The sequence below is a fragment of the Pantoea sp. CS_6 genome (assembly GCF_041954745.1).
In the GTDB taxonomy this organism is placed as follows: domain Bacteria; phylum Pseudomonadota; class Gammaproteobacteria; order Enterobacterales; family Enterobacteriaceae; genus Pantoea; species Pantoea stewartii.
The window spans coordinates 272,546-299,380 of the sequence record NZ_JAVAYG010000007.1 but is presented as its reverse complement, the minus strand read 5'-3'; the positions used below and the strand labels follow the sequence as shown (position 1 = coordinate 299,380).

At 50.5% G+C, this 26,835-nt stretch carries 22 protein-coding genes; 8 read left to right on the top strand and 14 right to left on the bottom strand.

Features of this window, described 5'->3' with window-relative positions; genetic code table 11:
• Positions 1-198: hypothetical protein (locus RAC90_RS13180; RefSeq protein ID WP_375124430.1), on the bottom strand; the 198-nt coding region annotated here is incomplete at its 3' end.
• 1,177 nt (positions 199-1,375) lie between these two features.
• On the opposite strand from RAC90_RS13180, the gene RAC90_RS13175 reads away from it, so the two are divergent.
• A complete protein-coding gene (locus RAC90_RS13175) occupies positions 1,376-4,897 on the top strand; it encodes an AAA domain-containing protein (protein WP_375124429.1) in 3,522 nt (1,173 codons plus the stop codon).
• A gap of 113 nt (positions 4,898-5,010) precedes the next feature.
• A complete protein-coding gene (locus RAC90_RS13170; RefSeq protein ID WP_375124428.1) occupies positions 5,011-6,021 on the top strand; it encodes a hypothetical protein in 1,011 nt (336 codons plus the stop codon).
• Positions 6,022-6,488: 467 nt separating this feature from the next.
• On the opposite strand, the gene RAC90_RS13165 is transcribed toward RAC90_RS13170, so the two are convergent.
• From RAC90_RS13165 to RAC90_RS13150, 4 genes are all read right to left on the bottom strand, one after another.
• A complete protein-coding gene (locus RAC90_RS13165; RefSeq protein WP_375124427.1) occupies positions 6,489-6,884 on the bottom strand; it encodes an Imm63 family immunity protein in 396 nt (131 codons plus the stop codon).
• The gene (locus tag RAC90_RS13160; RefSeq protein ID WP_058702141.1) at positions 6,881-7,111 is read right to left on the bottom strand and encodes a hypothetical protein; all 231 of its coding nucleotides are present in this window, start codon (positions 7,109-7,111) and stop codon (positions 6,881-6,883) included. The genes RAC90_RS13165 and RAC90_RS13160 overlap by 4 nt, the downstream gene beginning before the upstream one ends.
• Positions 7,112-7,255: 144 nt before the next feature.
• A complete protein-coding gene (locus RAC90_RS13155) occupies positions 7,256-8,047 on the bottom strand; it encodes a phosphotransferase family protein (RefSeq protein ID WP_375124426.1) in 792 nt (263 codons plus the stop codon).
• A gap of 76 nt (positions 8,048-8,123) precedes the next feature.
• Positions 8,124-8,450, bottom strand: a complete 327-nt coding sequence (locus tag RAC90_RS13150) for a SymE family type I addiction module toxin (protein WP_164482900.1) — start codon at positions 8,448-8,450, stop codon at positions 8,124-8,126.
• Positions 8,451-9,419: 969 nt separating this feature from the next.
• Here RAC90_RS13150 and RAC90_RS13145 point away from each other — a divergent pair.
• Both RAC90_RS13145 and RAC90_RS13140 read left to right on the top strand, forming a co-directional pair.
• On the top strand, positions 9,420-9,734 hold the full coding sequence (locus tag RAC90_RS13145; RefSeq protein WP_054688202.1) for a hypothetical protein: 315 nt from the start codon (positions 9,420-9,422) through the stop codon (positions 9,732-9,734).
• Positions 9,735-9,736: 2 nt separating this feature from the next.
• Positions 9,737-10,144, top strand: coding sequence for a hypothetical protein (locus RAC90_RS13140; RefSeq protein ID WP_375124425.1), 408 nt, complete (start codon positions 9,737-9,739; stop codon positions 10,142-10,144).
• Positions 10,145-10,254: 110 nt separating this feature from the next.
• Here RAC90_RS13140 and RAC90_RS13135 read toward each other — a convergent pair whose 3' ends face one another.
• The 5 genes from RAC90_RS13135 to RAC90_RS13115 form a co-directional block, all read right to left on the bottom strand.
• Positions 10,255-10,737: a hypothetical protein gene (locus tag RAC90_RS13135; RefSeq protein WP_375124424.1), complete on the bottom strand. Its 483-nt coding sequence runs from the start codon at positions 10,735-10,737 to the stop codon at positions 10,255-10,257.
• A 403-nt stretch (positions 10,738-11,140) separates the two neighbouring features.
• Complete coding sequence (locus RAC90_RS13130; RefSeq protein WP_375124423.1) at positions 11,141-11,767, bottom strand: LysE family translocator; 627 nt, start codon at positions 11,765-11,767, stop codon at positions 11,141-11,143.
• Positions 11,768-12,006: 239 nt separating this feature from the next.
• Positions 12,007-13,293: an MFS transporter gene (locus RAC90_RS13125; RefSeq protein ID WP_375124421.1), complete on the bottom strand. Its 1,287-nt coding sequence runs from the start codon at positions 13,291-13,293 to the stop codon at positions 12,007-12,009.
• 764 nt (positions 13,294-14,057) lie between these two features.
• Positions 14,058-14,270: a hypothetical protein gene (locus RAC90_RS13120; RefSeq protein ID WP_033740144.1), complete on the bottom strand. Its 213-nt coding sequence runs from the start codon at positions 14,268-14,270 to the stop codon at positions 14,058-14,060.
• A gap of 188 nt (positions 14,271-14,458) precedes the next feature.
• A complete protein-coding gene (locus tag RAC90_RS13115; protein ID WP_039338820.1) occupies positions 14,459-14,887 on the bottom strand; it encodes a GNAT family N-acetyltransferase in 429 nt (142 codons plus the stop codon).
• A gap of 276 nt (positions 14,888-15,163) precedes the next feature.
• On the opposite strand from RAC90_RS13115, the gene RAC90_RS13110 reads away from it, so the two are divergent.
• Both RAC90_RS13110 and RAC90_RS13105 read left to right on the top strand, forming a co-directional pair.
• A complete protein-coding gene (locus RAC90_RS13110) occupies positions 15,164-16,306 on the top strand; it encodes an alpha/beta hydrolase-fold protein (protein ID WP_054688471.1) in 1,143 nt (380 codons plus the stop codon).
• 622 nt (positions 16,307-16,928) lie between these two features.
• Positions 16,929-17,603 carry an EAL domain-containing protein gene (locus RAC90_RS13105; protein WP_375124420.1) on the top strand — a complete coding sequence of 225 codons (675 nt, stop codon included), beginning with the start codon at positions 16,929-16,931 and terminating at the stop codon, positions 17,601-17,603.
• Between the two features lie 83 nt (positions 17,604-17,686).
• Here the strand turns inward: RAC90_RS13105 and RAC90_RS13100 are convergent, their stop codons facing one another.
• Both RAC90_RS13100 and RAC90_RS13095 read right to left on the bottom strand, forming a co-directional pair.
• A complete protein-coding gene (locus RAC90_RS13100; protein WP_283787982.1) occupies positions 17,687-18,754 on the bottom strand; it encodes an AraC family transcriptional regulator in 1,068 nt (355 codons plus the stop codon).
• A 138-nt stretch (positions 18,755-18,892) separates the two neighbouring features.
• Complete coding sequence (locus RAC90_RS13095) at positions 18,893-19,897, bottom strand: phosphotransferase enzyme family protein (RefSeq protein WP_058708680.1); 1,005 nt, start codon at positions 19,895-19,897, stop codon at positions 18,893-18,895.
• A gap of 244 nt (positions 19,898-20,141) precedes the next feature.
• Here RAC90_RS13095 and eat point away from each other — a divergent pair, with 244 nt between their 5' ends.
• Positions 20,142-21,506 carry an ethanolamine permease gene (gene eat, locus RAC90_RS13090; RefSeq protein WP_033740149.1) on the top strand — a complete coding sequence of 455 codons (1,365 nt, stop codon included), beginning with the start codon at positions 20,142-20,144 and terminating at the stop codon, positions 21,504-21,506.
• Positions 21,507-21,569: 63 nt separating this feature from the next.
• Positions 21,570-22,910 (top strand): aspartate aminotransferase family protein, encoded by a 1,341-nt coding sequence (locus tag RAC90_RS13085; RefSeq protein WP_375124419.1) that lies wholly within the window; start codon positions 21,570-21,572, stop codon positions 22,908-22,910.
• 163 nt (positions 22,911-23,073) lie between these two features.
• Here the strand turns inward: RAC90_RS13085 and RAC90_RS13080 are convergent, their stop codons facing one another.
• Positions 23,074-25,581 carry a hypothetical protein gene (locus tag RAC90_RS13080; RefSeq protein WP_375124418.1) on the bottom strand — a complete coding sequence of 836 codons (2,508 nt, stop codon included), beginning with the start codon at positions 25,579-25,581 and terminating at the stop codon, positions 23,074-23,076.
• Between the two features lie 30 nt (positions 25,582-25,611).
• Entirely contained in the window at positions 25,612-26,691 is a 1,080-nt protein-coding gene (locus RAC90_RS13075; RefSeq protein ID WP_283787977.1) for a glycoside hydrolase family 105 protein, read from the bottom strand.
• Positions 26,692-26,835: the final 144 nt, after the last annotated feature.

The window sequence follows — 26,835 nt, the reverse complement described above, 5'->3', positions numbered from 1 at the left end:
TGAGATCTCGTTTGACCAATTAGTGACTTCATCACTAATATCAAACGCACACTTGTCCAGCTCTAAAATATCTGCATACCAATTGTGAGTTCTTACAAAACTATCTGTTTTTTTCCATGCTAGTCCTAAAATAAATGAGTCCTTAAGGTACTCATATTTGGGCTCGAGGTTATAATACTTTTTATCAAGTAGTTTCATTTTTTCTCAACTTAATCGTAAGCGCTTTTACTCACTTCAACTACAGCAATGACATTCACTGTATGTATCACCCAAAATAGCTATACTACCTTTCCTTCATTGAGGAATCCACGGTAAGTATCACAGGTTTTGTCGTGCCTAAGGATGGTCCTCCTGATGCATCAGATGCATCAGGAGGACCATTATGTAGTGGTCAACAAAAATTGACCACCGAGTGAGAGATTGTCCAGCATCGATTTTCGGTTTATTTAGCGGTAAGGTAATCCTCCCAAAAAATCGTAGCTGGCATAAATAGAACTTTCTCCTAATCTAAGGTTTTAGGGCATTTCGATGAAGCGATGAAGTATTACTGACCGCCAGATCAGTGCCATTCTCATACAAGCCAAGAATGATGCTTAAACTTGGTCATCACTTCCGCTTCTGACACGGAGCTGCCTGTCAGATTAGGTTGAGATCTGTGCCATAACACTGTCAGGTCAAATCTGAGCTAATACAACTCAGTCATGTTTGTCCGGGTTCGATACCCAAGAACAATGAATTTTCGTGTTGGTATCTGTGTTGGTATAAAATGAAATTGTTTTTTATTATCTATTTTAAATCATGAGGTTAAGTTTTATGTGCGAGTCCGGCCTTCGCACCATTCATATTTGAAGACTTTCTATTTTTTTAATTCAGTATGTACCATGATTTTTATACTCTGTGTAGTTCAGAGGGGCCCGTTAGGATCGTGAGCTGAGTAACTGGATTTTCTTATTTTACATTAGTGGAAGTTAAAAAAATGAAGAGCAATGCCAAAAAATTTTAGGCTGTAAATCTTAAGGGGGAAATATAAAAGAAAAACTCATTTTATTAATTTTTATCCTCTGCCTTGATTAATAAATACAGATTTTTTTCGAGGAAATTTATAATCCTCACGTTCGATATTCTGTGCTTACCGTATATCAAAATTTATAAAGAAAAGAGCAGAAAAGATAAAACGAATTTTGTCCAGATCATAGTACGCGTCATGCTCTGGTTAGATCAGCCAAATTTAAAGGGCGTTTTGGACAAATAAGTTTTATATGTTCATACCGCAAACAAATCATTGCACTCGTGCTCACATCGTGGACAATGCTTAATCATAAGGTGCGTTTATATCTATCAAATCAATAATTTGACTTAAGTTGCGGGATGCGGGATGGACAGTAACACTAAAGGATTCACTTCATACTGGCGTAACTCTCTGGCTGATGCAGAGTCGGGCAAAGGTGCTTTTGCGAGTAAAGATGTAGAGCCATTCACCAGATGGACGAACATTAACTCAGCAAGGCTGAAGGATGAAACAGTCCGTGCGTTTTTTGAGAATGAAGATGAAGACGTTAAAACCGTTGAGGTGCTGTTACGGCCTCGGGTATTTATCCGGCTGTTGAAGCATGGCAAAGAGCGGACTGTAGGCGCACCAGAGTTCGTCACGCCACTGGTCACTACTGCTCTCCTGAACCGCGAAGGTTTTTTGTTTCCCAACGCGCCGACGACCATTCCGCGTGACCTGCTTGAGCCACTTCCCAAAGGTACATTTTCAGTCGGTGAGATGGCGCAATATGACAAATACAGAACAACACATGACTCAACCACCTTTGGCGTGGATGATGAACATGAACACCACGCGGAAACGGATGAGCAGCGTGAAAAGCGATATGAACGATACAAGAACCTATGGGAAAAATATCGTAAAGAGTCAGAAGAGCTTCTTCAAAACGTTGCTAAAGAATGGATTGAATCCCACGAGCAATATGAACTGGCTGAATATGGATATATAATCAAAGCTAACCGGGTTGGCGGGGCAAGCATACATATACTGCCTATGTATGACCATCTGCTGCTGAGCAAAAAAGAAGTGCCGTTGTTATCGCGCTTTGCCTCTAATGCAATGCCCCCATTAGAATCACTTCTGCCTGACAACGCCATGTTTAGCGAGCGTCTTGGGCATTCTGGCGATACATTTCCGCTGGCTTTGGCACAACGTGATGCTTTGAGTCATTACCTGACTCAGCAACCGGGCGATATACTCGCTGTTAACGGTCCTCCGGGAACCGGTAAGACTACGCTGGTGCTTTCCATTATTGCTACAGAATGGGCCAGGGCTGCGCTTAATAAGAGTGAACCGCCTGTAGTTATTGCTACGTCGACCAATAACCAGGCTGTAACCAACATCATTGAAGCGTTCGGTAAAGATTTTGGTTCTGGTACCGGGGTAATGGCGGGGCGTTGGTTACCCGACGTGACAAGTTTTGGCGCGTTTTATCCGTCTTCCACTCAAAAAGCCGACGCTGTAAAAAAATACCAGACGGAAGATTTTTTTAATCGTATCGAATCCCTCGAATATGTTGAAGACGCCAGAGTTTTTTATCTGGAGAAGGCAAAGGCGGCGTTTCCGAACGAGGAATGCAGTTCACCAGAGCAGGCTATAAATCTTTTGCATAAGCGTTTAACTGAGATGTCTCATCAGCTTAAGCAAATCGAGCCGGCATGGAACAGGCTGAATGCGGTTCGCCGTGAGCGGGATGCCATCAGCGAAGATCTCGACCTGTATATTCAAGATAAAAATGCGTTACTGCTTAACAGTACGAATGACATCACGCTTTTGAATCAAGGTAAAAAGCAGTGGCAGCAATATCGTGCGAATGAGTCCGTGTTATATGCGCTTTTCTCCTGGCTACCTGTCGTTCGCACTAAACGTCACTATCAAATGAACTTCTTTTTAGAAGAGACGTTTGGCGCAAAAATGGTGGAGTTTAAGGGATCACTGCCTGAAGATATTGACGCATTTATAGAAGGTTTAATTTCCCAAGCGTCTAAAGAACAGGTGGGTTACCAAAAGGAGATCGAACTAGCCCAGGACATCTCCAGACGCGAAAGCGAAGCATCTCAGCGCTGGCGCGAGCTGACATATTCATTAGGGCACTCAGATGCAGATGAAGTGACCTTGTCCAAAGCGGATGAGCTGGCGGATACAGGGATCCGTTTCCCTGCGTTCTTACTGGCAACCCATTACTGGGAAGGCCGCTGGCTAATGGATATGGACGGGATTGATAATCTTCAAAAAGAAAAAAAACGTTCTGGGGCAAAAAGTGTTAAGGCACGCTGGCAGCGTAGAATGAAACTCACGCCTTGTGTAGTGATGACTTGCTACATGTTGCCGTGCCATATGAAGACCAGTGAGTTTGTTGGCGGCAACAAGAAATTTGACGACAACTATTTATACAATTTTGCCGACTTGCTGATTGTCGATGAAGCGGGGCAGGTCCTCCCTGAGGTTGCTGCAGCGTCTTTCGCACTGGCTAAAAAAGCCTTGGTAATTGGTGATACAGAACAAATTTCCCCTATCTGGAACAGCCTGCCAGGCATCGATATAGGTAACATGATGGAGGAGAATATCCTTCACGGCAGTACGCAAGAGGAGCTTACTGAAGCCTATATCTTAATGAGTGAGTCAGGAAAAAGTGCTGCATCAGGCAGTGTTATGAAAGTGGCTCAGTTTAACTCACGCTATAAGTACGATCCTGACTTTGCCCGCGGAATGTACCTGTATGAGCATCGACGTTGCTTCGACAATATTATTGGCTACTGTAACGCTCTTTGTTATCACGGTAAGTTGCAGCCAAAACGAGGCGAGGAAAAGGAAACGATTTTTCCTGCGATGGGTTATCTCCACATTGATGGCAAAGGTGTAAAGGCAAACGGTGGAAGTCGCTATAATGCCTTTGAGGCTGAAACGATAGCGGCCTGGCTTGCGATTCATAAAGTCGAAATCGAGGCGCATTACGGAAAACCGATACATAAAGTGGTGGGTGTGGTGACGCCATTTTCTGCACAGGTTAATGCCATAAAGTCATCATTACGCAACCAGGATATTAATTGTAGTGGTGATGAAAATTCCCTGACGGTAGGAACTGTGCACGCTTTGCAAGGGGCAGAACGATCCATCGTGCTTTTCTCACCTGTATATTCGAAGCACGAAGATGGCGGATTTATTGATAGTGACAGCAGCATGCTGAACGTTGCCGTTTCCCGGGCTAAGGACAGTTTTCTGGTCTTCGGAGATATGGACCTCTTCGAGATCCAGCCGGGCTCTTCGCCCAGAGGATTACTGGCGAAATACCTGTTTGCTTCCGCAAATAATGCGCTGCAGTTTGAGTTCAAAAAACGCCCGGATTTAAGTACTGCTCAAACACAGATTTCTACACTACATGGGGCAGAAGAGCATGATGCCTTTCTTAACCAGACGTTTGACTCAATCGGGAAAAGCATCACGATTGTCTCTCCCTGGTTAATCTGGCATAAGCTGGAAGAAACCGGATTTCTGGCATCAATGAAACGTGCTCTTTCCCGCGGAATTGATATCACAGTCGTGACAGACAAGAGTTTCAATACCCAGGCTTCCAGTTATGATCAGCGGATAGAAAAACGGCAGCGCCTTGATGAAGCTCTTGGAAAGCTAGAAGAACTCGGTATATCAACCAGACTTGTTGACCGCATACACAGTAAAGTAGTCATTGGTGACGAAGGCCTCTTGTGTGTCGGTTCATTCAACTGGTTTAGTGCATCTCGTGATAAGAATTTCAAGCGTTACGACACATCGATGGTGTATGTCGGTGATGCTTTAAAAAATGAAATTAAGATCATTTATTCCAATCTGGAGCAACGCTTACTGGAATAAAAGTTGAGCCATTTCATATCATTTTGGTGAATGATAACGTTACTCTATGAATTGATGATGTTTGAGTTTTATCATAAAGTCTCACTAGTTTCAGGCGGATGGAGGATATGGAAATGGCACGTAATATTGCACCTGGATATTGTGTAGTAGATCTGCCGGGTTCCCTGGATTTTCAGGCACGATCACTTTTCAACAATGTCCATTCTCCGGCCGCTCAGATGTTTATGCAGATGAATGCTGACACGCCCTGGTTAAAGCCAGGGCAAATTTTGATTGTTGCAGACCCTGATACACCGGCACATTTAACACTTAACGCTCTGGCTGCATTGAGACAGGCTAAGTCAAAAACGAATGAAGCTTTGATCGGCACCAGGAATGATGAAGCTGAGTATCTGCACAAATATTATGGACTTATCGCAGGCATTACAAGCGCAGGTGACAAAATCTTCGGCATAACCAGTGACGTTGGAGAAAAGTATTTTGCTTCAATTGAGCAAATACTGAAAAAGATTGAGGCAAGTTATCAAAATCAATTTCGTACACAAGGAACGCTGATTAGTCAGCAGTTTTTTGCAGAGCGTAATCAACTCTTTAATCAATTAAAAGAATTGGTTAACAAGCCATTATTGAAATCTCTTATCCGCTATTCGGTTAAATTCAAACCATATGAAGACATCCGTAGAGCATTAAACCTCTCTAGCCGTTCAATAGTTCACGAGTGGTCTACCGTTGGTATTGGTGCAATACCGGGTTATTCCACATTCGTGGGGAATGCTGCCAAAGCTGCACGTTTTCTTAAAAGCGGCGGCTACATTGGTATTGGTTTTTCTTTTGCGAACAGCACAAATGAAGTGGTCAAAAGCTGCACGACGGGCCGAGAGAACAAATGTGAAAGAACTGCTTTTAAAGAATATGGAAAGTTTATTGGCACTACAGCTGTTGGCTATGGTGGCGGGGCCTTAGGTACGTTTGCTGGCTTGGGGGTATGTGCGGCTATTGGAATTGCAACTGCAGGTGTTGGTGGCGTGGCTTGCGCAGCGGTTGGCTCAGTTGCTGGTGGTATGGCTGGTGGTTACGCAGCTGACTTGGGAATGGATGCTTTATATAAACATTTTGGCCTTTAATAAATGAAGAATCTTGTTGTTCTAATTATCCTTTTTGCCTGTTCATGCTTCGTCCTGTCAGTCCTTCTGTACGCAATAAACAGAAGGAAATATTATGAGATTATTGGTCTTTATCAGAAAAAACATACGCTTCCTGCTCCATATCTTTACAGCAGTATGATTGGCTTCTTTGGTGCTGCCACGATGGCATATTTCTTTATCAGACTTAAAAAAAATAAAAGTATATTTTTCCTGGATAAAAACAGCGAGGCATATCATTTTGTTGATGAGAGTAATGTTGAATTGATGCGATGGATGATTCCTTTCTTTAATATTTTTTTATTGAGCTTTGGATGTTTTGTGTTCCTAATTTCTTTTGGCGGTGTTCTGATCTTAATCGACAAGTTAAATGTTTGATATTAAATGGATTCTTTCTTATCATGTGTTAAGAATTTTTGTAGAACCGTACGCAGGGTCGAGCAGGGTGATTAACTAATGAGAATCTGCTTTATTTCATTCTTTTTTCTTGTGGCCCACTCAGGCTTGACTGAAAGCATCAGATAAAATTGCTTTCGAAAATATAAGATTCTGAATTCTTCATTCGAATTTTTGTTTGATGCAGCATACTCAGAAGCCAAAGCCCTAACGCCATCGTCAGTGAACCAGTAAAGAACGTCTTCATAATCAAGAGTCGATTTTCGATTAAACTCGATCCCTCTTTCACTAGCCACAAAATGGTATACTTCCCCGCCTATCTCCAGATAGGGGGTGCCTACACCATCGGGTTGGTCTGGGATAGTGAAGTAATAATTTGGCCTGATGCCGCCGCCAAGTTGTTCACCAATTTTAAGAAGGCTTGCCCTTAATTCCTCGATAGTTTTCATTGTGTGATGTTACTTTTAAACGCTTGCCGGGCATTCCAGACATCTTCTGGCTCCATGTCATTATACCCTCGACTTTCCACCATACTGAATGCGATATCTTCAGGCAACGTGATTGCAGTGGCATTATCATGAATGGCTTCAACTCCATTTCTCGTCAATGCCAGCCCTTTTTCTTTCTCTTTTGATACGAGTAAGGTAACTAATGCAGGAATGAATACGAAAGCCATTTTATGTTCATCTCTATATCACTCATTCAATATGTTATACGTTGAATCTCTTACGAGTGAAACAGAATTAATGCAAAGACCTTTGTGGCATCAGCTAACACGTACAGTGCCAACCCTGCGTTCTTCAGTTTGCTTAAGATATGGCTAGTTGTCTAATCTCGATGATGCCAACCACTCAGGCAGCACCTCCCCGTACCATCCCAAATACTTCACCAGTTCCGGCTTTCCCCGCTCACTCAATATCAGCACCACCTCATTCACAATCCACGCTTTAGCAAGGGCGATCTCTTTCGCCAGCACATCCGCATTAAACCTGCTATTCAACTGACAATAGCGTCGCGCTATCACCCGATAGTCTTCTTCTCTTCCCATCCCTTTGACCAAAGGCGCTAAATCTATCGCCGGGCTACCCAGGCCAAAGCGTTCCCAGTCGAACATCACCAGTTCGCCATTCTCTCTCTTTCGCCAGTTACCTGCATTGGTATCACCGGAGATCACGCAATGCGGTTCAAAAAGCACATTGCTGTGCTTGTGCATTGCCCGAAGCTGCCGTTCCGCCTCTGCAGGCAGGCGAAGCAGATCGAGGCAGCTTTCCAGTGCTGCCTCGTCCCACCGATGTGTGCTGAACGTCCATGAGGGATCACGCGGTACAGAATGTAATCGTGCAAGAACGGAAAGGAATGCATCGCCTGTAACAGCGTCTTGTTGGATGGGTTCAGGAATATATTCGAGTATGAGCTTTCGTTGTTCGTGGCAGGCTGATTTCACAACGGGCGTCAGAATGCCATGCTGGGCCAGAAGGGGAGCGGCATCGCGGTAGAAAGCATATTCCACCTCGCTTACCGGCGCTTTTTCAATGGCACAGGCCTTACCATCTTCATCCGCAAGGCGTTTTACGCAGGCACTACCCATTTTCGCTAAATCGGCGTCAGTCATAGTAATTCTGCATTTACTCTAAGCGTAACGAATACAGCCTGCTCCCACCTCCGCAGGAGCAAGCCCCCTCAACCTCTTACCACTCAGTCAGCCCAATTGCCTTCATCACCCGCTTTCTCTGCTGCACGGATAGCGAAGCCAGATCCTTAATCGATCCCACCCGCGTCCCGTTTATCACGTCCCTGGGTTTGAAGCTTATAATAATCTGGCACCAGGTGACCTTCACATCCAGTTGCACACCAATCGGAAAACCCGCTTCTTTTAACCAGCAGCCCTTCAGCGTAATCGCTGGAACGCGGCGATAATTTGGAGTGCGGGTCACATAACCCACGGTCGCATAGCGCTGGGTATAGTTTGATGCTTTAGGTTCAGTGTGGCCTGAAATACAATCGAAGGCAGTCATGATTACTATTCCTGTTAATAGTGATTGTGATCAGCGATGCGGATGTGTTGCCCCACATCCGTATCGCGCTAAATGACTGGAATATTTAAACAGGCAGGAGAAAACGCAGCGAGAGTGAAAATAGCAAACTGCGAAAGCGTACGCAGAAATTTCACGCAAATCGCAACGTAATCCATCATTTTTAGTGGCAGATCTGAATTCTGATAGTGGCGAAAAGAAGGGGGAAATACCCGACCATTTCACGCGTCCTCAGCGTCAATCCGCTATTCTGTGGCCCTTGCCTAAACCGCCTCCGGGACTTTCACCGCGTCACCAAACCCTGACTCCGAAATCCTTCATCAGCCCCTTGCACTCTCCTGGGAGCTCCATAACAATTTCCACATCGGCACTGTTAACGCCTTAGCTAGCCACAGGATCAGGCGCTTCCGCTGGTGAAGCGTAATCTTATCGCCGAGCCGTTCGTGACCGTTGCCTTACCGCAATACTTACTGATGCCAGCTTGCTGACCGGCAGCAATGACTGGGCTTATGAGATCACTAACGAATGTCACTTTTTCAACATTCCCAAATCGCTTGCGGTCTGTGACCGTACGCCGTTACGAAAATCGGTGCTTTCAGGGGCTGGGATTGCCTGCATGCCGGAGTATGTTGTCCAGCGTGATATTTGCAGTGAAAAACGCATCTGCCTTTTTAAATAGATGAAATCATCGAAATGGTTATTAAACCTCTATTATCCGGCCCGCAGCCAAATAGCTGAAGTCAGATGGACAGCAAGAGCGGTACACTCTTCGCCTGATATTGAAATCCTTTCGGATAATCCTGTAATTACGCAGAATGCTTTGCAAATGTGAAGTATGTTGATGACTACAAAGACGCAGTTAGGCTCCGTTATTACTTTATCGCTCTGTGTCGCCGTTCTCTTGATAATCTGGTATACAGACCCGTAACGCACTTAACGTCAGGATAAAAAATGAAAGTCAGCGAAGAAACCCTTATGCAGGCCGGTTTCACGTCACGTGAGCTGGGCAGAATAAAAAACATTTCACAACGCTCTGGCGATACACTGGGCGAAGCTATTAACGACCTGGCCCGACGCTTTATTATTGCTGCTGTCGCCGTGACATTTTGCCTGGTCGTGTTCTTTATCCTGCTTGTTTTTGGCTCAGCCCAATCGGTTATCCCGGGTGCTATCGGTCTGGCCTGTGGCGCTGCCGTTGCAGCATTCTCTCAGCCGCCTGTTATCACTTACAAAGCCTGGCGTTTCAGACGGGCTCAGCGCGGCTGACCGTGTGGGCAAGCGGTAAATTTTTAGGTACGCGGCTGGCCAGCTCTTTATCACGTCATCACCTGGGGCCAGGTATCGAGAGGCTGTTCTTTATCGGTGCAGCTCTGATGTCTCTGGGCTTTATTGCCACCTTTCAGCAGACAGCATTGAATATGGCGCTAGCGTTCATCATTGTGGCGGGCATGGGTGATGGCATTGCGGATGTGTGTCTGATTTCACCTATTCAGCGCGAACCGGACACGCTGAGACTGCCGGTCTTTAGCCTGATGACCTTGTTGCAGATGACGGGCTTTGGTGTGGGCATGCTCATAGTTACCCCGTATTATGTATGGCTTGATCCTGAGCTGGTTATTATCTTCTTTCATGGTCTTCCGTTGGTGATAGTAGGCGGGTTCATGTGGCAAAAGTGATACAGTTAAGAGAAGGGAGATGTGCTAATAAACGACGTCACAGGTGTTTCCCCCCCCGCCATCCCGGTATTATATTGCCCACTGCCAATCGTAGGCAGATATTGTGTAAATCAGATAAAAGGATTTTGACCATCGTAGATGATGTTTATCTGATGAAAATGGATATCTTGCAATGAAATAACCTCTGTTACTGGGCTTGTAGAAGAAATAGGGTGAGTTTCAAGATGACGAGGGCTATTGAAAATAAAAACGATACAATACATAGCACTCAAAACATAGCGCTCCGCGCCGAGAAACAGTGAGACGTGAGCATCCCTGCCGTTCATAGCATCTTTAGCGTAGGTCAGATAAACCCCACTTTTGGCCTTAGTCCCTCTGCGGTCAGGATTTGGATTTGATGAGATTTTTCTCTGACTTTTTATCGCATCAAATCCTTCCTTAGATGTGTAATGGATATAAACCGTTTTCCCGTTAAACATGCCATTATCGATGTGCATTTCGAGGCGATGATCTTTACTAAACACAGTTATTACTCCATTAACATTAAAAAAGATTAATGCTTGAGGGTAAGGTATAGAATCGTCAGATTCCATTTTTATCAGTCATTTTCGATTTTTTCAGAATTCATCACATCGTATTGCGTGCAGCAAGGCAACGCATTCTCAATGCGAATGGGGGACGCTCTTTTTCCAATGGCAGACTAAAATCATGAAAGCATAAGGCCGGCTCCATCCTTAATGACAACCCTGCAGTGACGGTCTGCCATGGATTCCTGATTTTTTGTCGACAAGAAAGCGTGTCTTAACGTTTTACATCACCGGGGCAATCCGTTTCACTTTAAAGGTCAACAGCGCATTGGCATTAAACTGTTTCCCCATACCACTCTTTAATCAAAGCGTTAAACCTGATTTGAGTCGCACGTAAATTCTGCTTTATATCTATCTAAATCATTACTATTAAAGTGTTCAGACGGTTTGTGACGGCACGTAATTGATTTCACCTCAGCGACACCACAAAACCCACCGCCACCAACGCATAAAACCCCGCACAAATCACATCAAAACTGCGCCGCGCCCGATTGAGATATGTCTCCGCCGTTTGCGAAGCAAAAATCAGCGCGTACAGCCCAAATATCATCACGCCGGTTAGCGCGCAGGTGGCAACCAGAACATAGCTCTGCCACTGTGGGGCGCTGCGGGTCAGGCCTACGCTGGTGACGGTGAACCAGGTCAGGGCGGCTTTGGGATTCGTAAGGTGCAATCCCAGGCCTTGCAGATAGTAGCCGCGTAAACGCGTGTGAGATCGGGCGGGACGTGTCGCCAGGTCGCCAGGGCGAAAGGCACTGCGCAGGGCTTTTGACGCCAGCCAGAGCAAATAGGCCGCGCCGGGCAGTTTTAGCCAGACGATAAAACCGTGGTGGGAAACCAAAATGGCAGAGACACCAAAGGCGGTTAACAAACCCCAGCACAGGGAGCCGGAGATGACGCCAGTTGCCAACATCAGTCCGGCCTGACGGCCATCATTCATGGCCGCATTCGCAATAGACAGATTGCCCGGTCCAGGCGAGGCGGTGCCGATGGCGTAAACCAGTAAGGCAGCTAAAAACGAAGACATATCCCACATATCGCATCCCTGAGCTGAGAGGAGAATGCATTAACATAACTTCTGTAATTCGCCCAGACCACTATTATCTGTCGTCGTTCGCACGTCTTAATCTCTCCGTACAGGATGAGGAAATTTTCCATGATTCAATCAGTTCCTTGAAGCGTTTTTTTACGGGAAGGATGCAGTATTCTCTGCGTTTAGAAGAAGAGAAAAGCGGCACGCCATGCAGCATGCCTCTCAGTAATACAAAAGAAGCGTTAATGCGATGCCGCCAGCCCGGCCTCTCCCTCATCGGCCTCCTTCCGCTCCCGAATCAATCCCCACAGTGCCGCCGCACCAATAAGGTCAAATACCGCCAGCGCAACGAAGAACGGACCAAAGCCGATAATGCTGACGAAGGCGCCAATAAACAGATTAAAGATCAACTGACCGGACCAGGCGCAGGCACCCGCCATGCCGACCGCGGTGGCCACCTCGTTTTTTCTGAACAGATCGGCACCCAGCGTAGAAGCGACGGTCGAGAGCAACTGATAGGAGAAACCGCCGATGCTGATCAGCAGGACGGCAACATAGGGGTTTTCAACCACGCTGACCAGGCCGATAGTGGTCATCAGAACGGCACCAATCGTAAAGGTAATACGGCGGGAATTAATCAGGCTGATGCCGCGATCGTTCAGGAACTTCGCGACAAAGCCGCTGGCCAGACATCCCAGATCGGCCATCAGGAAGGGCAGCCAGACAAACATCGCAATCTCTTTCAGGCTAAAGTGCAGGGTTTCAACAAAGAAGATCGGCACCCAGAAATTGATCGTGCCCCAGGCCGGATCGGCCAGAAACCGTGAGATCCCGATGCCCCAGAAATTACGCTGCTTCAGGATACGCACAAGCGAGGTCTTCTCCTTCTTCGTGGTATGAAGGTGTTTTTCCTGTCCGCTTTCAATATAGGCGCGTTCCTCTGCCGACAGTCGTTTGGCCTCTTTGGGATCTTTATAAAAGAACAGCCACACGAAGGCGGCCAGAATCGCCAATATGCCTGCCACAATGAACGCAAACTGCCAGCTGTGAAACAGGATACACCAGGCAATCAGCGGCGGTGCCAGCATTGCTCCGAACGAGGTGCCCATATTAAATACGCCGGTAGCTATGCCGCGTTCCTTCGCCGGAAACCAGGTGGAGGCGGTTTTGACGCCAGCCGGAATCGCAGAGGCTTCACTGAAGCCCATAATCGCGCGCACCGCCGCCAGGCCCTGCCAGGATCCCATCAGCGAATGCATCAGCGTGGCCACGCCCCATATCATGGCGCAGAGAAAAAAGCCCAGTTTGAGGCCAATGGTGTCAATAAAATAGCCCACGATGGGTTGACCAATCGTATAAGCCAGTTGAAAGGCACTGACCACCCAGGAGTAATGCTCTTTGCTGATATCCAGCTCTTTCATAATGGTCGGTGCAGCCACACCTAACGCCGTACGAACAAGGTAATTAATGATCGTAATAAAGCACACCAGTAAGATCATATGCCATCTGTAATGTTTTATTTTTTTCATGATTGTTCCAGTCTTGTTATGTTTTAGATTTTCATTTCGTGTTGCTCATAAAGTGAAATGAAAACTTTCAGCCAGCGGAGATAAATAATGAATTAACTCAGCTGAGTAACTGGTGGCGATTCTGTATCAGAAGGAGAAGAGTAATGATTGAGCCAGCGCAGTCTTTAATACTGACTCAATCTCTTTTTAGTCATAGTGTGAAGCGTATAACGTTCAACATTTCGCTGGTTTGATGCCAGTTCGTTTCTTGAGGTGGGTTAACTATGCAGTATTGCTATAACGAACGTAAAAATGGCATATTTCGAGGGGGTTATTATTTTTGACAACAAATAAAACGCGTTATGAAAGTGTTTAGTGCTGCAAAGCCTGGGTTTTCACATGCTCAGAGCAGTTTTACTGAGCTGAACTCAGATAAAAGTGCCTGGCGTGAAAGACCGGATAAAATGTTAGCGTTCTGATGCGCGCCATTCCCGATGTCAGTCTGTCAAGCGTGAGATAAATGTAGCGGTAAGCATTATTGCAGCACCTCAACATCTCACTTCAGTTTTTCCTGTGAGCGGATATCGGCGTCACCTTCGCACAGCGCTTGCCTCTTTGTCGGGATAAAAGCCAGTCAGATATGACCGCATGCCTCACGGGTTGTTAGAAAGCTATGCGGCCCGCTAACGCGAGTACTGGCTGGGACGAAAAAGGCACTCTCAACAGATATCGTAACTGAGAAGATAAAAATAGTGGGGCGGCCAGATGGCAACCCCATCGAACCGCTAATGGCTCTGTTTACTCTCTTCGTCTTTATGCTTCTTCGCCAGGTAATGTCCTGCCGCGCAGCCCGCCACGGCACCGGCAACCGCATGGTGTTTAAGGTGCCCGGCTACGCCGCCGACCAGCGCACCTTTCAGGCAGCCTTCAGCCTGTGCCTGAGAGGCAACCGACATTAACAGGCCAAGCGTGACCACAAAAAGGGGAAGTTTACGCATCGTTTCTTAATCCTTATCGGGAGTGCTGTGTTTACGCTGCGACAATAACCGTAATGAAGCATGAGTGGGCAAAAAAGTGCAGGGCTGTTGTACGACGGTTGCAAAAAAAAAAGTGGATAGACCCGATGGCAAAGGTCTGGCACAACGGGTGCCTGCGATAACTGAGGTTTGCGCAGGCAACACCGGGTTCAGGGCTTGCGCATAATCCGTTGGCCATATTCGTCAGTGCCCGCCGCGCGCCAGCCGTGTTTTTCATAAAAACGTTCAGCAGGGGAACCTGTGTCGGTGGTCAACATCATCGACCGGGCCTGTTGTTGTCTGAACCAGTCGGTGATGTTTTCAAGCAGTTGGCTACCTATCCCGAGCCGCTGAAACGCGGGCTTGATAAACAGGCCACCGATTAACGGATCGGGCGCATAAATACCCAGCCCGTAACCGACGTACTCGTCATCGACGTTGGCGATCCAGCCACCGCCCTGGCGGATATCGTCAAGCGCCTGATCACGCTGCAGATAGCGGATCTGGTGAGCATGCAGCCGGTTTTCCGTCACCGAAAAGCGGATTTCATACATCTCTTTCAGATGCCGATCGGCCAGTTTTTCGTAGGTAATATGCATAGTGCCTCGCAAATCATCATTGAACCGTTGATGTCATGACCTTACCGGTTTACGCCTGAACAGCATCTCAACGCGCCGGGGCGATTGCGCGCCGGTGAGGCTGACCGCAGGTTAACGCCATTCTTTGACGTTCATCACAGCCTGCGCTTTTTGCGACGGTATCACCTCGCTTCCCGGAGAAAAAATGTAATAAATACCGCGTGATCAATTCAATTATCGGGACGCAAAATGAAGAAAAAATTAACCTGTTTATCCCTGGTGGCCGGAAGCCTGCTGATGGGATATGGACCCGCACTGCTTGCCGCACCGTTACCGCAAACCCCGGATACTCACATCCCCGTGAGCCGCTATATCACCGCGCTGAATCCCGATCACTCCATTACCTTTCGCCTGTTTGCACCCGCCGCGAAGCAGGTTGCTGTGGTCACGGGGGCCACGCCGCTGAGCCAGCAGTCCCATGATATGAAAAAGGACAGTGCCGGTATCTGGTCGTGGACCAGCGAGCCGCTGAAGCCCGATTTATATGAGTACTATTTTGATGTGGATGGTTTTCGCACGCCGGATACCGGCAGCCGCTTTACCAAACCGCAGCGCCAGGTGAACACCAGTATGATTCTGGTGCCGGGCAGCATTCTGGATGAGCGTAACGTGGCGCACGGCGATGTGCTGACGCTGACGTATCATTCCACCGCACTGAAATCCGAACGTCAGGTCTTTGTCTGGGCACCGCCGGGCTATAAGGCAGACGGTAAACCGTTACCGGTGCTCTACTTCTATCACGGTTTTGGCGATACCGGGCTGTCCGCCATCTCGCAGCTCCGCCTGCCGCAGATCATGGACAACCTGCTGGCCGAAGGCAAAATCACGCCGATGCTGGTTGTGGTGCCCGATACCGAAACGGACATCGTGCAGGCCATTCCTGAAAACTTTCCCCCAGCCGACCGTCGCAAAGACTTTTATCCCCTCAATGCCGCCGCCGCCGATAAGGAACTGATGCAGGACATTATCCCGCTGGTGGAAAAGCGCTTTACCGTCAGTCGCAAACCGGCAGACCGGGCGATTGCCGGACTGTCTCAGGGCGGCTATCAGGCGCTGGTGTCAGGCATGACGCACCTGAACGACTTTGGCTGGCTGGCCAGCTTTAGCGGCGTGACCACCAGTACGGTGCCGAATGAGGCTGTGACACGCCAGCTGAGTCAGGCGCAGGCGGTGAATAAGCAGCTGAAAAACGTTACGCTGGCGGTGGGCGATAAAGATATCGTGACCGGCAAAGACATTGCCGGACTCAAAGCCGAGCTGGAAAAGCAGGGCGTAAACTTCCATTACACTCAATATCCGGGGTTGGGGCATGAGATGGATGTCTGGCGACCTGCGTATATCGAATTTGTGCAGCAGGTATTTAAACCGCAGCAGCCATAGTCAGGCCCGATCCCTTCCTGTGACGGTGATTCAGGGCAGCATTTACGGAATCACCGTTATTCACAGCATTCTTCCCCGGCGACGCTAAACAACGTCGCTAAAATAGCCTGCACGTCCTCTAAAAAGCGTTTTTATTTATTTCTTCAGCTTGCCGTGTCAGGTAAGTAAAAAATCACTGCCCATGTCGATAGTAAATGCTGCAAACGCCGTATGGGAAAAACCTGCGTCAGCCATTTTTCAAAATGACCGGTATTGATGTATTTAAGTTACCCGTTAACCGGATGCGGCAATATTATCCTTTTTATTTTTTCTCACTGTCTCCATTTTTCACTGGTCTGCAATGCTTAATTCTTAGCACGCGAAGGATACAGGCGCGTTGAGCTGCGCGCAGGAAATGGGGTCAATACCTTATGCAGCAGGCGTTGTAAAAGGCTTCGCAATCCGGGCCAGCATAAAATAAAGATTTTAATTCCTGAAACCTTATTAAATAACAAGGGATTAACGATCAATCTTTTAATTTTGATAGGTTAAATCATAGCTTAACCCGATAAATAACATTTGATTGATAGTCTGTAGCGATCAATAATCAGGCTACTTCATCGCGTTGAATCAGAGCATGGGAATGGAAATCCACAATCTCGATAATAACAACCGTGCCTGGTGGTTCATTGCTGAACCTGTCGTTAACAACGCGTCGACATTAATTGCTGTAGAAGTTCTGACGCGATTCGCCGCACCGGGAACCCCCTGTTTTCATATTGCGAAATTAAATAAACAACAGAAAATAAAGCTGTTACGAGAACAACTTTCTTTAATCGATAAGAAGCGTCATTTTTTTGAAGAAAACCAGTTGCTGTGTTCTGTAAATGTCGATCTGGAAATGGCTTTTGCGCTGCTGGAAGAACGGGATATTGTTGAGCTCGCCACAGCGCACTCTTTTCTTCGCATTGAAGTCGCGGAACACTTTCCCGATCTTGCGCAGGGATTAAATAATCCCTTACTCCGGGAATTACATAATAAATACACGTTATGGCTGGATGATTTTGGCAGTGCGGCTTCCCACTTTCCCTGTTTACAGCGTGGAATGTATGAAGCCGTGAAAATAGATAAGCATTTTTTCTGGCGGCATCGAAACAGCCCCGTCTGGCAAACCACGCTGGCGGAAATTAAACACTATTGTGAATTTATTATTGTAGAAGGCATCGAAACGGCGCAACACTTCGAATTCGCCAGACCGCACGCTGCGGCATTTCAGGGCTATCTGTTTAAGGCGTTTTTATTCGATACGCTCGCGTAACCGCTCAGCGATAATTCATACCGGGTTTTCTTTCTTCAATAAGAAAGGCCCGGATAATGCATTGGCCGGACAGTCTGATGTTGTCAAAGAAAAACCGAGCCCTGCGATTTACGGCAGTCGCGTGGGCTACAACCGAACCAGCGGCGAAAGGCGCGTGAGAAGGCGCTGACTTCAGAATAGCCCAACAGCAAGGCCATTTCAGAGACCGACAGATGGTGTTGTTTCAGGTAATGCGTCGCCATCTCTTTACGGACGCTGTCGACCAAGGCGGAAAAACTGGTTTGCTCATCGCGCAGTCGCCGCTGTAACGACCAGGCAGACAGTCCCTGTTTTTCGGCGATAATGTCCAGTGAGGGTTCGCCATTGAGTAGCTGAAGGTGAATGTCGGTGCGGGTTTGATTAACGGTATCCTGAATGATGACGGGCGGGCTGAGCCGACGGATCGCATCCTGCATCACCAGCAGCAGCATGGGATCGTGATCCGGCATTTTGCGGCCCAGATCCGTTTTGGCGATGATCATCGAGTTAAAGGGCTGATCGAAATAGACCGGCGCATCAAAGACTTTACAGTGTTCGTGCCAGTGCTCAGGGCGCGGATGCTCGAAATGCACTTCACGCGGTGCCCAGTGGCGTCCTGCCGCGTGGCGAATCAGGTTAAGAAACATGCCTAACGTCAGTTCTGCATCCTGACGGCGTTGCAGAATCGCGCCGTGACGTACCTGATAATCCAGCTGCCAGCAGTCGCTGCGCTCCGTCAGACGAATACAGGTGTTGTGTTGATGGTAGGGAAAGGCATTGACCACGTTTTGCAGCGCCTGTTCCAGCGTGGCCGAGCACAGGCCAATATAGCCAATCAGACCCAGAGACTGTGGCCGGAACTGATGACCATACTGTAAACCGAAGTTGTCCACGCCCGCCTGGCTGGCCGCTTCTTCCAGCACCCGGCAGTAATTGACCAGGTCCAGGCTCAGCGTCGGGCAGGCGAGCGTATCCGGATCGATCCCGCTGATGCCGAAAATACGATCCACATCGCCACCCTGGGCGTTAATAAAATCACCCAGTCCCGTCGCGGCGGCCGACAGGACGCCACGGTGACTGCTACCCGCGCTGGACATGGCCGTTATGGCGGCCTCTGGAAATCTGCTGGTCATGGTGTTTTCCGCCTGCAACTGAACATCGTTAGCTTCTGCAAGAAACATACCAGCCGTCAGGCACCAGTTAACAGGCACTTAGCATCGCCCCCGTGAAGATTGCACCGCGATCTGTCATTCAGGCACCGCCAGAGTGCGCTAGACGCCAATCGGCAATCGGGCCCCTTCGAGATAGCGGTGGCACAGGCGTACCGTGTCGTTCGCCCAACCGTCGCCCAGGCTGCGCGCCATTTCTGTTTCGCGATGGGAAGCGACCCAGGCGGTCAGCTGTATACGGCGCTGAATCAGCATGGACGGGATCATCGCCAGCTCCTCATCGCTGACGTGTGCCACCTGTTCGTAGCCGTTTAGCCAGTTTTCCACCCACTGTGGGGCGCTGGGATGGTGTTCAACAAAGCTGATCGCGGCGGCAAGATCGTGCAGATACCAGCCCATTCCGCAGTCATCAAAATCAATGACCCGCGTTTCGCCTTTGTGTACCAGCAGATTGGTCAGGCGCAGGTCGGCGTGAATCAGACCATAGCGGTCGGGTGACTGGCCAAACGCTGCCATCTCACGGCCGACATGCGACAGCGTTTCTTCGATCACGCCATGTTGTGATGGCGCTAAACCGGCCACATCGCGCCAGTCACCCCAGTGACCTGTGGGGGAAACCATCGTGTGATGATCCCAGACGATACGGCGAAAGGTTTGTGGCTTTTGCCAGCGACGACTGTGGTGGTGGAGCTGCGCGGTGATGCGGCCTAACTGGCGAAAGGCGGCCGGATCGACCGCATCGGTGAGCATCTCGCCCTCGATCCAGTGAAACAGCACAGCATAGCGTTCACTGCCGTCCGGCAGCGGCAGCGTCTGAATGCGGTTATCGTGCCCGTCGCGCACCGCCACCGGCACGCAGATGTCTGCGGCCTGAAGCGCATCCAGCCAGTGCAGCTCGCTTTCAATATCCTGCTTAGCGTGGTAATCGCCGCGGTGAATACGTAACGCGTACCGGCCCTGCGGCGTGCTGACAGACAGGGTGGCGTTCTCGGAACGGCATAGAAGTTTGACCTCTGCATGCAAACAGGCCGGATACGCCTGCAACGCCTGGTGGGCAAGCTGAAGAATGCTGTCGTTCGTTAAGGTGTCATATTGCTTAATGCTCATGTCTGTCTCCCTTTCTCTGCGTGTGGAGGCAGCATGGCGCTGAACCGGCCTGGCGCGCTTGACCTGAGAGCAGGCAAAAATTGACTTCGGCAGAGGCGTCACAACCCGACCCGGGTCAACTTGACCCCAGCCGACGTGTTTCTGTTTTCTGCGGTCAAGTTTTTCTGTTGCGGCTGTGTCCATCATCTACCCGTCAGCTTTTTAGGCATCGCCTTTTCACTTTACACAGACGGGGAACGCAGTGATGAAAGAGAAACTGAAACCCACCCTTGGTACCCTGCAACTCTGGGGCATCGCTGTGGGACTGGTTATATCGGGAGAATATTTCGGCTGGAGCTATGGCTGGGGAGCCGCGGGTACGCTGGGTTTTCTGGTCACGACGTTTTTTGTCGCCGCCATGTACACCTGTTTTATCTTCAGTTTTACCGAACTGACGACCGCCATTCCGCAGGCCGGAGGACCGTTTGCCTACAGTCGCCGTGCTTTCGGTGATACCGGCGGGCTGATTGCGGGCATTGCCACCTTAATCGAGTTTGTGTTTGCGCCCCCGGCCATTGCTATGGCGATAGGCGCCTACCTCAATGTGCAGTTTCCGGAAGTGAATCCTAAGCTCATTGCGGTCTGTGCCTACCTGATCTTTATGGGACTGAACATCATCGGCGTCAGCATTGCGGCAACTTTTGAGCTGCTGGTGACGCTGCTGGCGGTGATTGAACTGCTGGTGTTTATGGGCGTGGTCGCGCCGGGCTTCAGCCTGACGAATTTTGTCGCCCATGGCTGGGCAGGGCAGGATACGTTCTCTCTGGCCTCGGTATCCGGGATGTTTGCCGCCATTCCTTTTGCCATCTGGTTTTTCCTTGCCATTGAAGGCGTTGCCATGGCGGCCGAAGAGGCAAAAGACCCACGCCGGACCATTCCCCGCGCCTACATCAGCGGTATTTTAACGCTGGTGGTGCTGGCGATGGGTGTCATGGTGTTTGCCGGAGGGGCTGGTGACTGGCGTACGCTGTCAGGCATTAACGATCCGCTGCCGCAGGCCATGAAAATGCTGGTCGGTAACGATTCACGCTGGATGCACATGCTGGTGTGGATTGGCCTGTTCGGCCTGATTGCCAGTTTCCACGGCATTATCATGGGCTATTCGCGTCAGTTCTTTGCGCTGGCGCGGGAAGGTTATCTACCGCCTTCACTGGCAAAACTGTCGCGCTTTAATACACCGCACCGGGCGATCCTGGCGGGCGGTGTGGTCGGCATTGTTGCCATTTTCTCTGACGGCATCAGCTTTCAGGGAATGAGTCTGACCGCCGCGATGATCACCATGTCGGTGTTTGGGGCGATCGTCATGTACATCATGAGTATGCTGAGCCTGTTTAAACTGCGTCGCACGGATCCGACACTGGCACGTAGCTACCGTGCACCGGGTTATCCGGTGATCCCCGCCATCGCCCTGTGTGGCTCGGTGATCTGCCTGATCGCGATGCTGTGGTTTAACCCGCAGATCGGCGCGCTGTTCGTGGGCTTTATGGTGGCGGGCTATCTCTACTTCCTGACCACGCACTCCCGCCGCGGTGCTGTCGCGCAGCGCTCTGTTGCCGCAGAAACCGATTAACGTTTATACCCGCCTGGCGGTGCGTAACATGCCGCCGGGCAGCACAAAGACCAAGGAGTCACGATGACGGTACGTTCAACCATAATGGATACCAACAGCTTTCGTGCTGAAAACGCGGAAACGCTGGCACCGGACATTCGACAACTGACCGATAAGCGCAGTCAGGTACTGGGCGAGTCCTATCGGCTGTTTTACCGCAATCCGGTGCATCTGGTGCGCGGAAAGGGCCAGTATCTGTGGGATAAGGCGGGCAATCAGTATCTGGATATGTATAACAACGTTGCCAGTATTGGTCACTGTCATCCGGCGGTCGTGGATGCCGTACATAAACAGATGATGCAGTTAAACACCCATACGCGCTATCTGCATGAATCGATCCTTGCGTACAGCGATCGCATTCTGGCCACGATGCCGGCCGAGATCGATCGGGCCATGTATATGTGTACCGGATCCGAGGCAAACGATCTGGCGATCCGCATTGCCCAGTGCTGGAGCGGTGGTACGGGCATCATCGTGTCCAAAGAAGCCTATCACGGCACCAGTGCGCTTACCTCCGGCGTTTCGCCCGCGCTGGGCAGCGGTCAGCCGTTATCACCGCATACACGGCTGGTGGCCCCGCCGGACTTTTATCGCATTCAGACGGCGGATCAGGGTGCCTGGTTTGCGCAGGAAATTCAGAAGCAAATCGATGATATGGCTGCGCACGGCATTAAATTTGCGGGGTTCCTGGCCGACTCGATTTTCTCGTCAGACGGCGTTTTACCCGGTCAGCCCGGCTTTTTAAAACCGGCGATTGATGTGGTGCATCAGAATGGCGGCATTTTTATTGCCGATGAAGTGCAGCCTGGCTTTGCCCGCACCGGCGAGGCGTTCTGGGGCTTTGCCCGACACGGCGTGGTTCCGGATGTCGTAACTACCGGCAAACCGATGGGGAACGGCATTCCGGTCTCGGGGCTGATGGCGAAAGCGCCGGTCATGGCGGCGTTTAGCGATGCGCTACCTTACTTTAATACCTTTGGTGGTAACCCGGTCTCCATGGCGGCGGCGCACGCGGTGATGGATGTCATTGAACAGGAAGAACTTCAGGCGCACAGCCTGAAAACCGGCGCTGCACTGCTGGCGACGCTGCAATCCCTGCAGGCAACGTATCCGTGCATCGGTGAAGTCCGTGGGGCAGGACTGTTTATCGGCTTTGAGCTGGTGAAGGACAGAGAAAGCAAAGCGCCTGACAAACGTCTGGCACTCGATCTGGTGGAGGCGTTACGTGAGGCCTTTGTGCTGACCTCCGTTGCCGGACCATACGGTAACGTGCTGAAAATCCGCCCACCGCTCTGTTTCCAGACGCACGATATTGACTGGGTGGTCAGTGCCATGGATCGCTGCCTGAGGAAATTACAGAGCTGAACGCCATCCCAAAAAACAGGGGCCACGCAGACGGAACGCAACCTGTCAGCGGCATACAGGCCCATCCGTTTGCAGCGCCAGAGAAAAATCCTCTGGCGCTGAGCTTCCTGTCCTTTACGTGGTCGCGCAGGCCTGGCCGCCGCCGGGCCTGCGCATTCTCAGCTTAAGCGTGGGCGCCCGAAGGCAACTCCAGTTCATGGCTTTCCCCCGCAAGGGTCCAGCTGTCAGGATCCAGCAACCGGCCCTGGCCAAAGACACAACCATTCGGCTGGAAGAACACGTCGCCGTAAAGGGGATCGTTCACGCAAATCGTGCCGTCCTCACGCTGTTCGACACTGAGCTGAGCGAAGCGCGAGTCAAATTCTTCCAACGTACTGAGTTGCGGATCGTCATTCAGACGAATCAGCCAGCAGGTCTCTTTTCCCGCTAAGCGGGCTTCACAGTGCTGCGCGGGACCGCGGGTTGTCAGCCGGAAAGGCTGGTTGCCCGAGATTTGCACCATGCCGTTACCGCTGCGGAGCAAAATGCGTTGCTCACAGACGCGCATCTCATCGAAATAGCGCTGCGGCAGCCAGGCATGGGTAAAATCGGGCTGATCGTCATGAACGTTGAACATCACGATGGCCAGGCCACGATATTGCTGAACGCGCGGCAATGTGCCACATCCTCCCCAGTACGAAGGGCGACCAAAACCGCCGTGCAGCTTTTCGCCCGGATGATTGATCCAGATTTGCGCCTCAGGCACGTCGCCAATCCTTAAATGAATCGGGGTTTCCTGATAACCCCACTCGCCCCAGCGGTAACCGGCAAGCGAACCCATAGCCACGTGGCGGGTTTTATAGTGATAAAGGCGGGCAATGCGGTTTTTCCCCTGGGCAAAATACCATTCCTGCGCGGTGTCATCCTGCCAGCAGGCGACCTTTGCCTGGCCGGGCGGAAGGGGTAATTTTTTCTGCTGCAACAGCAGGGCCAGCTGCGGCAGGGCATGGAAGCGGCAGCCGTAGTAACCTTTTCCCCACAGCAGGCGAGAGATCGCCGACAGCTCCAGCGAGCGGCCTGCGCACAGCGTGTGCTCATAGGAACGTCCCTGCGAGGCGGTCAGCATGCCCTGATGTGATGAACGGGCGAGCTGCTCCAGCAGGCGCAATATGGCCCGCTGGCTGCGCGTCACGATGTCCGCATCTTCTGCCAGGGCGGCAAGGGCGCTCAGACCTTTCAGGTCTATCGGGAAGTACGGTGCCGAATTCCACTCGGCCATCTCGCACTGCTCGAAATGATCGAGCCAAGCCCGCACGCGCGCCAGACCGGCTGCGGCCTGCTCACGGCCCGTTCGCCCAGATCGGATAAACGTCGCGTCAGGAAAGGCGCTGCCTGCCAGGTATGCGGCGGTATGAAACAGCAGGGCATGATTTTCTGAGAAGTACCACTGCACGTCATTACCCGGTTCATCCATCCAGTAGCGGAAGCCTAAAATGGCCCGATCGATTTTTTCCCGTGTGGCGCTGGCCAGGCGATCGGCCCACTGGATCCGGCACCAGAGCAGCGGCACCAGGGTAAAGTCGGCGCAGTCGTGACAGGCTTCAACGGAAGGCAGAACGCCTTCCAGCATCGACTGGGTTTCCGCGTCATCCATCCCGCAGGCTAAGCGTGCCAGCGCTTTTACACTGCTGTACTCGCCGTGCAGCGCAACGTGCCTCAGGGCTTCTTCTGCCCTGGCTGCCAAAGTGTCAGGCACCTGCGCCTGGCGTTCAGCGTGGCAGATTTCGACGCCCAGCGTGCGGGTGATGTGGAAAGCGCCTTTTTTCAGGCTGACAGCAAAACGGCGAAAATCGGCGGGCAATGTGTCGCTCTCGGCGAGCGTGACGGCCCCTTCGCCTTTCTCCAGAACGGTACGAAGCCGCACCGGCTGATCCAGCGAAATAAAATCGCCGGAAACCAAAACGTTCAGATCGAAAGTGTCTGGCGCAGGGGACGGGAAACACAGGCGCACCGGCCCCTGCGTATAAGTCGGTTGTTCAAATGCCATTCCTTCCAGCATCGACTCCATATGCCGCACCTGTTCTGCCTCCGCCGGCACCGCCAGCGCAACCTGAAGCGGATCCCCCTCGACGTAATCCAGCTGGAAAAAGAAGCGGACATCGCGTTCGGCCAGATCGTCAAACCAGATGCGAAGCGTATTTAACCCGGCCTGAAGGTTAAGCGTAAATTCAACCTGGCTTTCCAGGTTGCGCTGATAATCGGCCAGCCAGGCAACCTCCTCGCCGTTCAGGGTGACCAGTGCTGCGCCACAGGTGGTCAGGCGAAAACGACAGCTGCCGGGCGCGGCTGCGACCAGAGCGGTTTCGGCCTGTGCGCCAATGCGGGTGGCGCGAAACCAAAACCCCGACAAATCGACCCGATCGGACCCAAAAGGAAACCACCAGTTTGTCAGCGTCCGGTCGCCAAACGGACAGGGTTTTTTGCCAGCGAACTGTTTTTGAAATTCAGTACGGCAGGGATAGGTATGCGGAATAAAGTTTTTATGTTTGCTCAGAAAGAAAAAAGGATCCATCTCGCCCGACATGGGAACATCGTCCACGTCATAGGGTTGTGAAGCCACTGCCGAGAGCTGCCAGTAGCGCACAGCATCCCGTTGTTGCAGCGGAAAGTGACAATAGGTTGTCTGCGTCATAATTCGATTCTCCTGGTGTCAGCGTTATTATTATTTTTGGGTGTGCCTTAACCCTTCGGTCAGGCATAAGATGGCCAGCGCCTGACCGTAGCCGGTCGGCTGAAGCGGAATGTCTTTATAAAATTGCAGGGTTCTTCCCATGCGGGTGCCATAAGACACATTGTGCACGGTGCCCTCGTCATCAATATTTCGCTGCACGGCTTCCAGCGCGCGCAACCCTGCCTGTAACCAACGGTCATCGCCATAGCCCAGACGCGCGCCTTTTAACAGCCCATAGCCAAACCCGGCCGTGGCCGAGATTTCTTCGTAGCTGTCGGGATGATCGAGTAGGGTGTGCCACGCGCCCTGCGGGGATTGCAGGTCGATGAGGGTATTTACCTGCGTTTTCAGGCACGCCAGCAGATAGTCACGTACGCCACCGCGAAGCGCGGTCAGTTCCAGAAAATCAATAATGCCAACGGTGATCCAGGCATTGCCGCGCGCCCAGCGGGCGTGAGCAAAATTATTCTTCTCGGCGAAGCTCCAGCCGTGAAACCATAAACCGGTTTGCGGATCGTTAAGATAGCGGGCATGCAGTAAAAACTGACGCACGGCTTCCTCCACCAGTTCCTGTCGCCCGGCGGCCATGCCGTAGTGGCCAAGAAACAGCACCACCATAAACAGCGTATCATCCCAGATTTCCATGGGATTAATGCCGTCGGACACGACATGCTGAAACCCGTCCTCCGGCGTACGCGGCAGCGCGGTCATTACCCTGTTGGCCCAGTGATCCAGCACCGCTTGATATTGTGGATCACGATTGTGAGCCCACAACAGCGACAGCGGCAGCATCGGTGCCGTGGTGTTAATATTTAAGGGCGGCAGGCCTTTCTGAATATTATTCTGGAACCAGGTCTCAATAAGCTGGTAAATATCTTTGCGTTGCGTGAGTTCCCATAACCGGACGAGGCCAAATAATCCCACCCCCTGCGGCCATTCCCAGTTGGCGAAGGAAATATAATCTCCCGCGGTGCCATCAATATTGGGTTCGTTAAATCGTCCTTCGTCTTTTAGCTGTGTAAAACCCGTCAGTAACAGATTGAGTTGATGCTCAATAGATTGCATAGTCATTGTTATTCCTGTGTTTTATCATTATTCCATGGTGATTTTTTTTCATGCCTGGCCCTCGCGGTTTACGCGATAATCGTCAGCTTCAAATGGCCGTGTTTAATGCTGTCCGCCCAAAAGGCGTAAACGTTTCAGGTAAAAAACAGC

What these genes read in the sequence shown, in the direction of transcription:
- RAC90_RS13175 (WP_375124429.1), top strand. Translation starts at nt 1,376, where the DNA reads ATGGACAGTAACACTAAAGGATTCACTTCATACTGGCGTAACTCTCTG.
- RAC90_RS13170 (WP_375124428.1), top strand. Translation starts at nt 5,011, where the DNA reads ATGGCACGTAATATTGCACCTGGATATTGTGTAGTAGATCTGCCGGGT.
- RAC90_RS13165 (WP_375124427.1), bottom strand. Translation starts at nt 6,884, where the DNA reads ATGAAAACTATCGAGGAATTAAGGGCAAGCCTTCTTAAAATTGGTGAA.
- RAC90_RS13160 (WP_058702141.1), bottom strand. Translation starts at nt 7,111, where the DNA reads ATGGCTTTCGTATTCATTCCTGCATTAGTTACCTTACTCGTATCAAAA.
- RAC90_RS13155 (WP_375124426.1), bottom strand. Translation starts at nt 8,047, where the DNA reads ATGACTGACGCCGATTTAGCGAAAATGGGTAGTGCCTGCGTAAAACGC.
- RAC90_RS13150 (WP_164482900.1), bottom strand. Translation starts at nt 8,450, where the DNA reads ATGACTGCCTTCGATTGTATTTCAGGCCACACTGAACCTAAAGCATCA.
- RAC90_RS13145 (WP_054688202.1), top strand. Translation starts at nt 9,420, where the DNA reads ATGAAAGTCAGCGAAGAAACCCTTATGCAGGCCGGTTTCACGTCACGT.
- RAC90_RS13135 (WP_375124424.1), bottom strand. Translation starts at nt 10,737, where the DNA reads ATGGAATCTGACGATTCTATACCTTACCCTCAAGCATTAATCTTTTTT.
- RAC90_RS13130 (WP_375124423.1), bottom strand. Translation starts at nt 11,767, where the DNA reads ATGTGGGATATGTCTTCGTTTTTAGCTGCCTTACTGGTTTACGCCATC.
- RAC90_RS13125 (WP_375124421.1), bottom strand. Translation starts at nt 13,293, where the DNA reads ATGAAAAAAATAAAACATTACAGATGGCATATGATCTTACTGGTGTGC.
- RAC90_RS13120 (WP_033740144.1), bottom strand. Translation starts at nt 14,270, where the DNA reads ATGCGTAAACTTCCCCTTTTTGTGGTCACGCTTGGCCTGTTAATGTCG.
- RAC90_RS13115 (WP_039338820.1), bottom strand. Translation starts at nt 14,887, where the DNA reads ATGCATATTACCTACGAAAAACTGGCCGATCGGCATCTGAAAGAGATG.
- RAC90_RS13110 (WP_054688471.1), top strand. Translation starts at nt 15,164, where the DNA reads ATGGGATATGGACCCGCACTGCTTGCCGCACCGTTACCGCAAACCCCG.
- RAC90_RS13105 (WP_375124420.1), top strand. Translation starts at nt 16,929, where the DNA reads ATGGAAATCCACAATCTCGATAATAACAACCGTGCCTGGTGGTTCATT.
- RAC90_RS13100 (WP_283787982.1), bottom strand. Translation starts at nt 18,754, where the DNA reads ATGACCAGCAGATTTCCAGAGGCCGCCATAACGGCCATGTCCAGCGCG.
- RAC90_RS13095 (WP_058708680.1), bottom strand. Translation starts at nt 19,897, where the DNA reads ATGAGCATTAAGCAATATGACACCTTAACGAACGACAGCATTCTTCAG.
- eat (WP_033740149.1), top strand. Translation starts at nt 20,142, where the DNA reads ATGAAAGAGAAACTGAAACCCACCCTTGGTACCCTGCAACTCTGGGGC.
- RAC90_RS13085 (WP_375124419.1), top strand. Translation starts at nt 21,570, where the DNA reads ATGACGGTACGTTCAACCATAATGGATACCAACAGCTTTCGTGCTGAA.
- RAC90_RS13080 (WP_375124418.1), bottom strand. Translation starts at nt 25,581, where the DNA reads ATGACGCAGACAACCTATTGTCACTTTCCGCTGCAACAACGGGATGCT.
- RAC90_RS13075 (WP_283787977.1), bottom strand. Translation starts at nt 26,691, where the DNA reads ATGACTATGCAATCTATTGAGCATCAACTCAATCTGTTACTGACGGGT.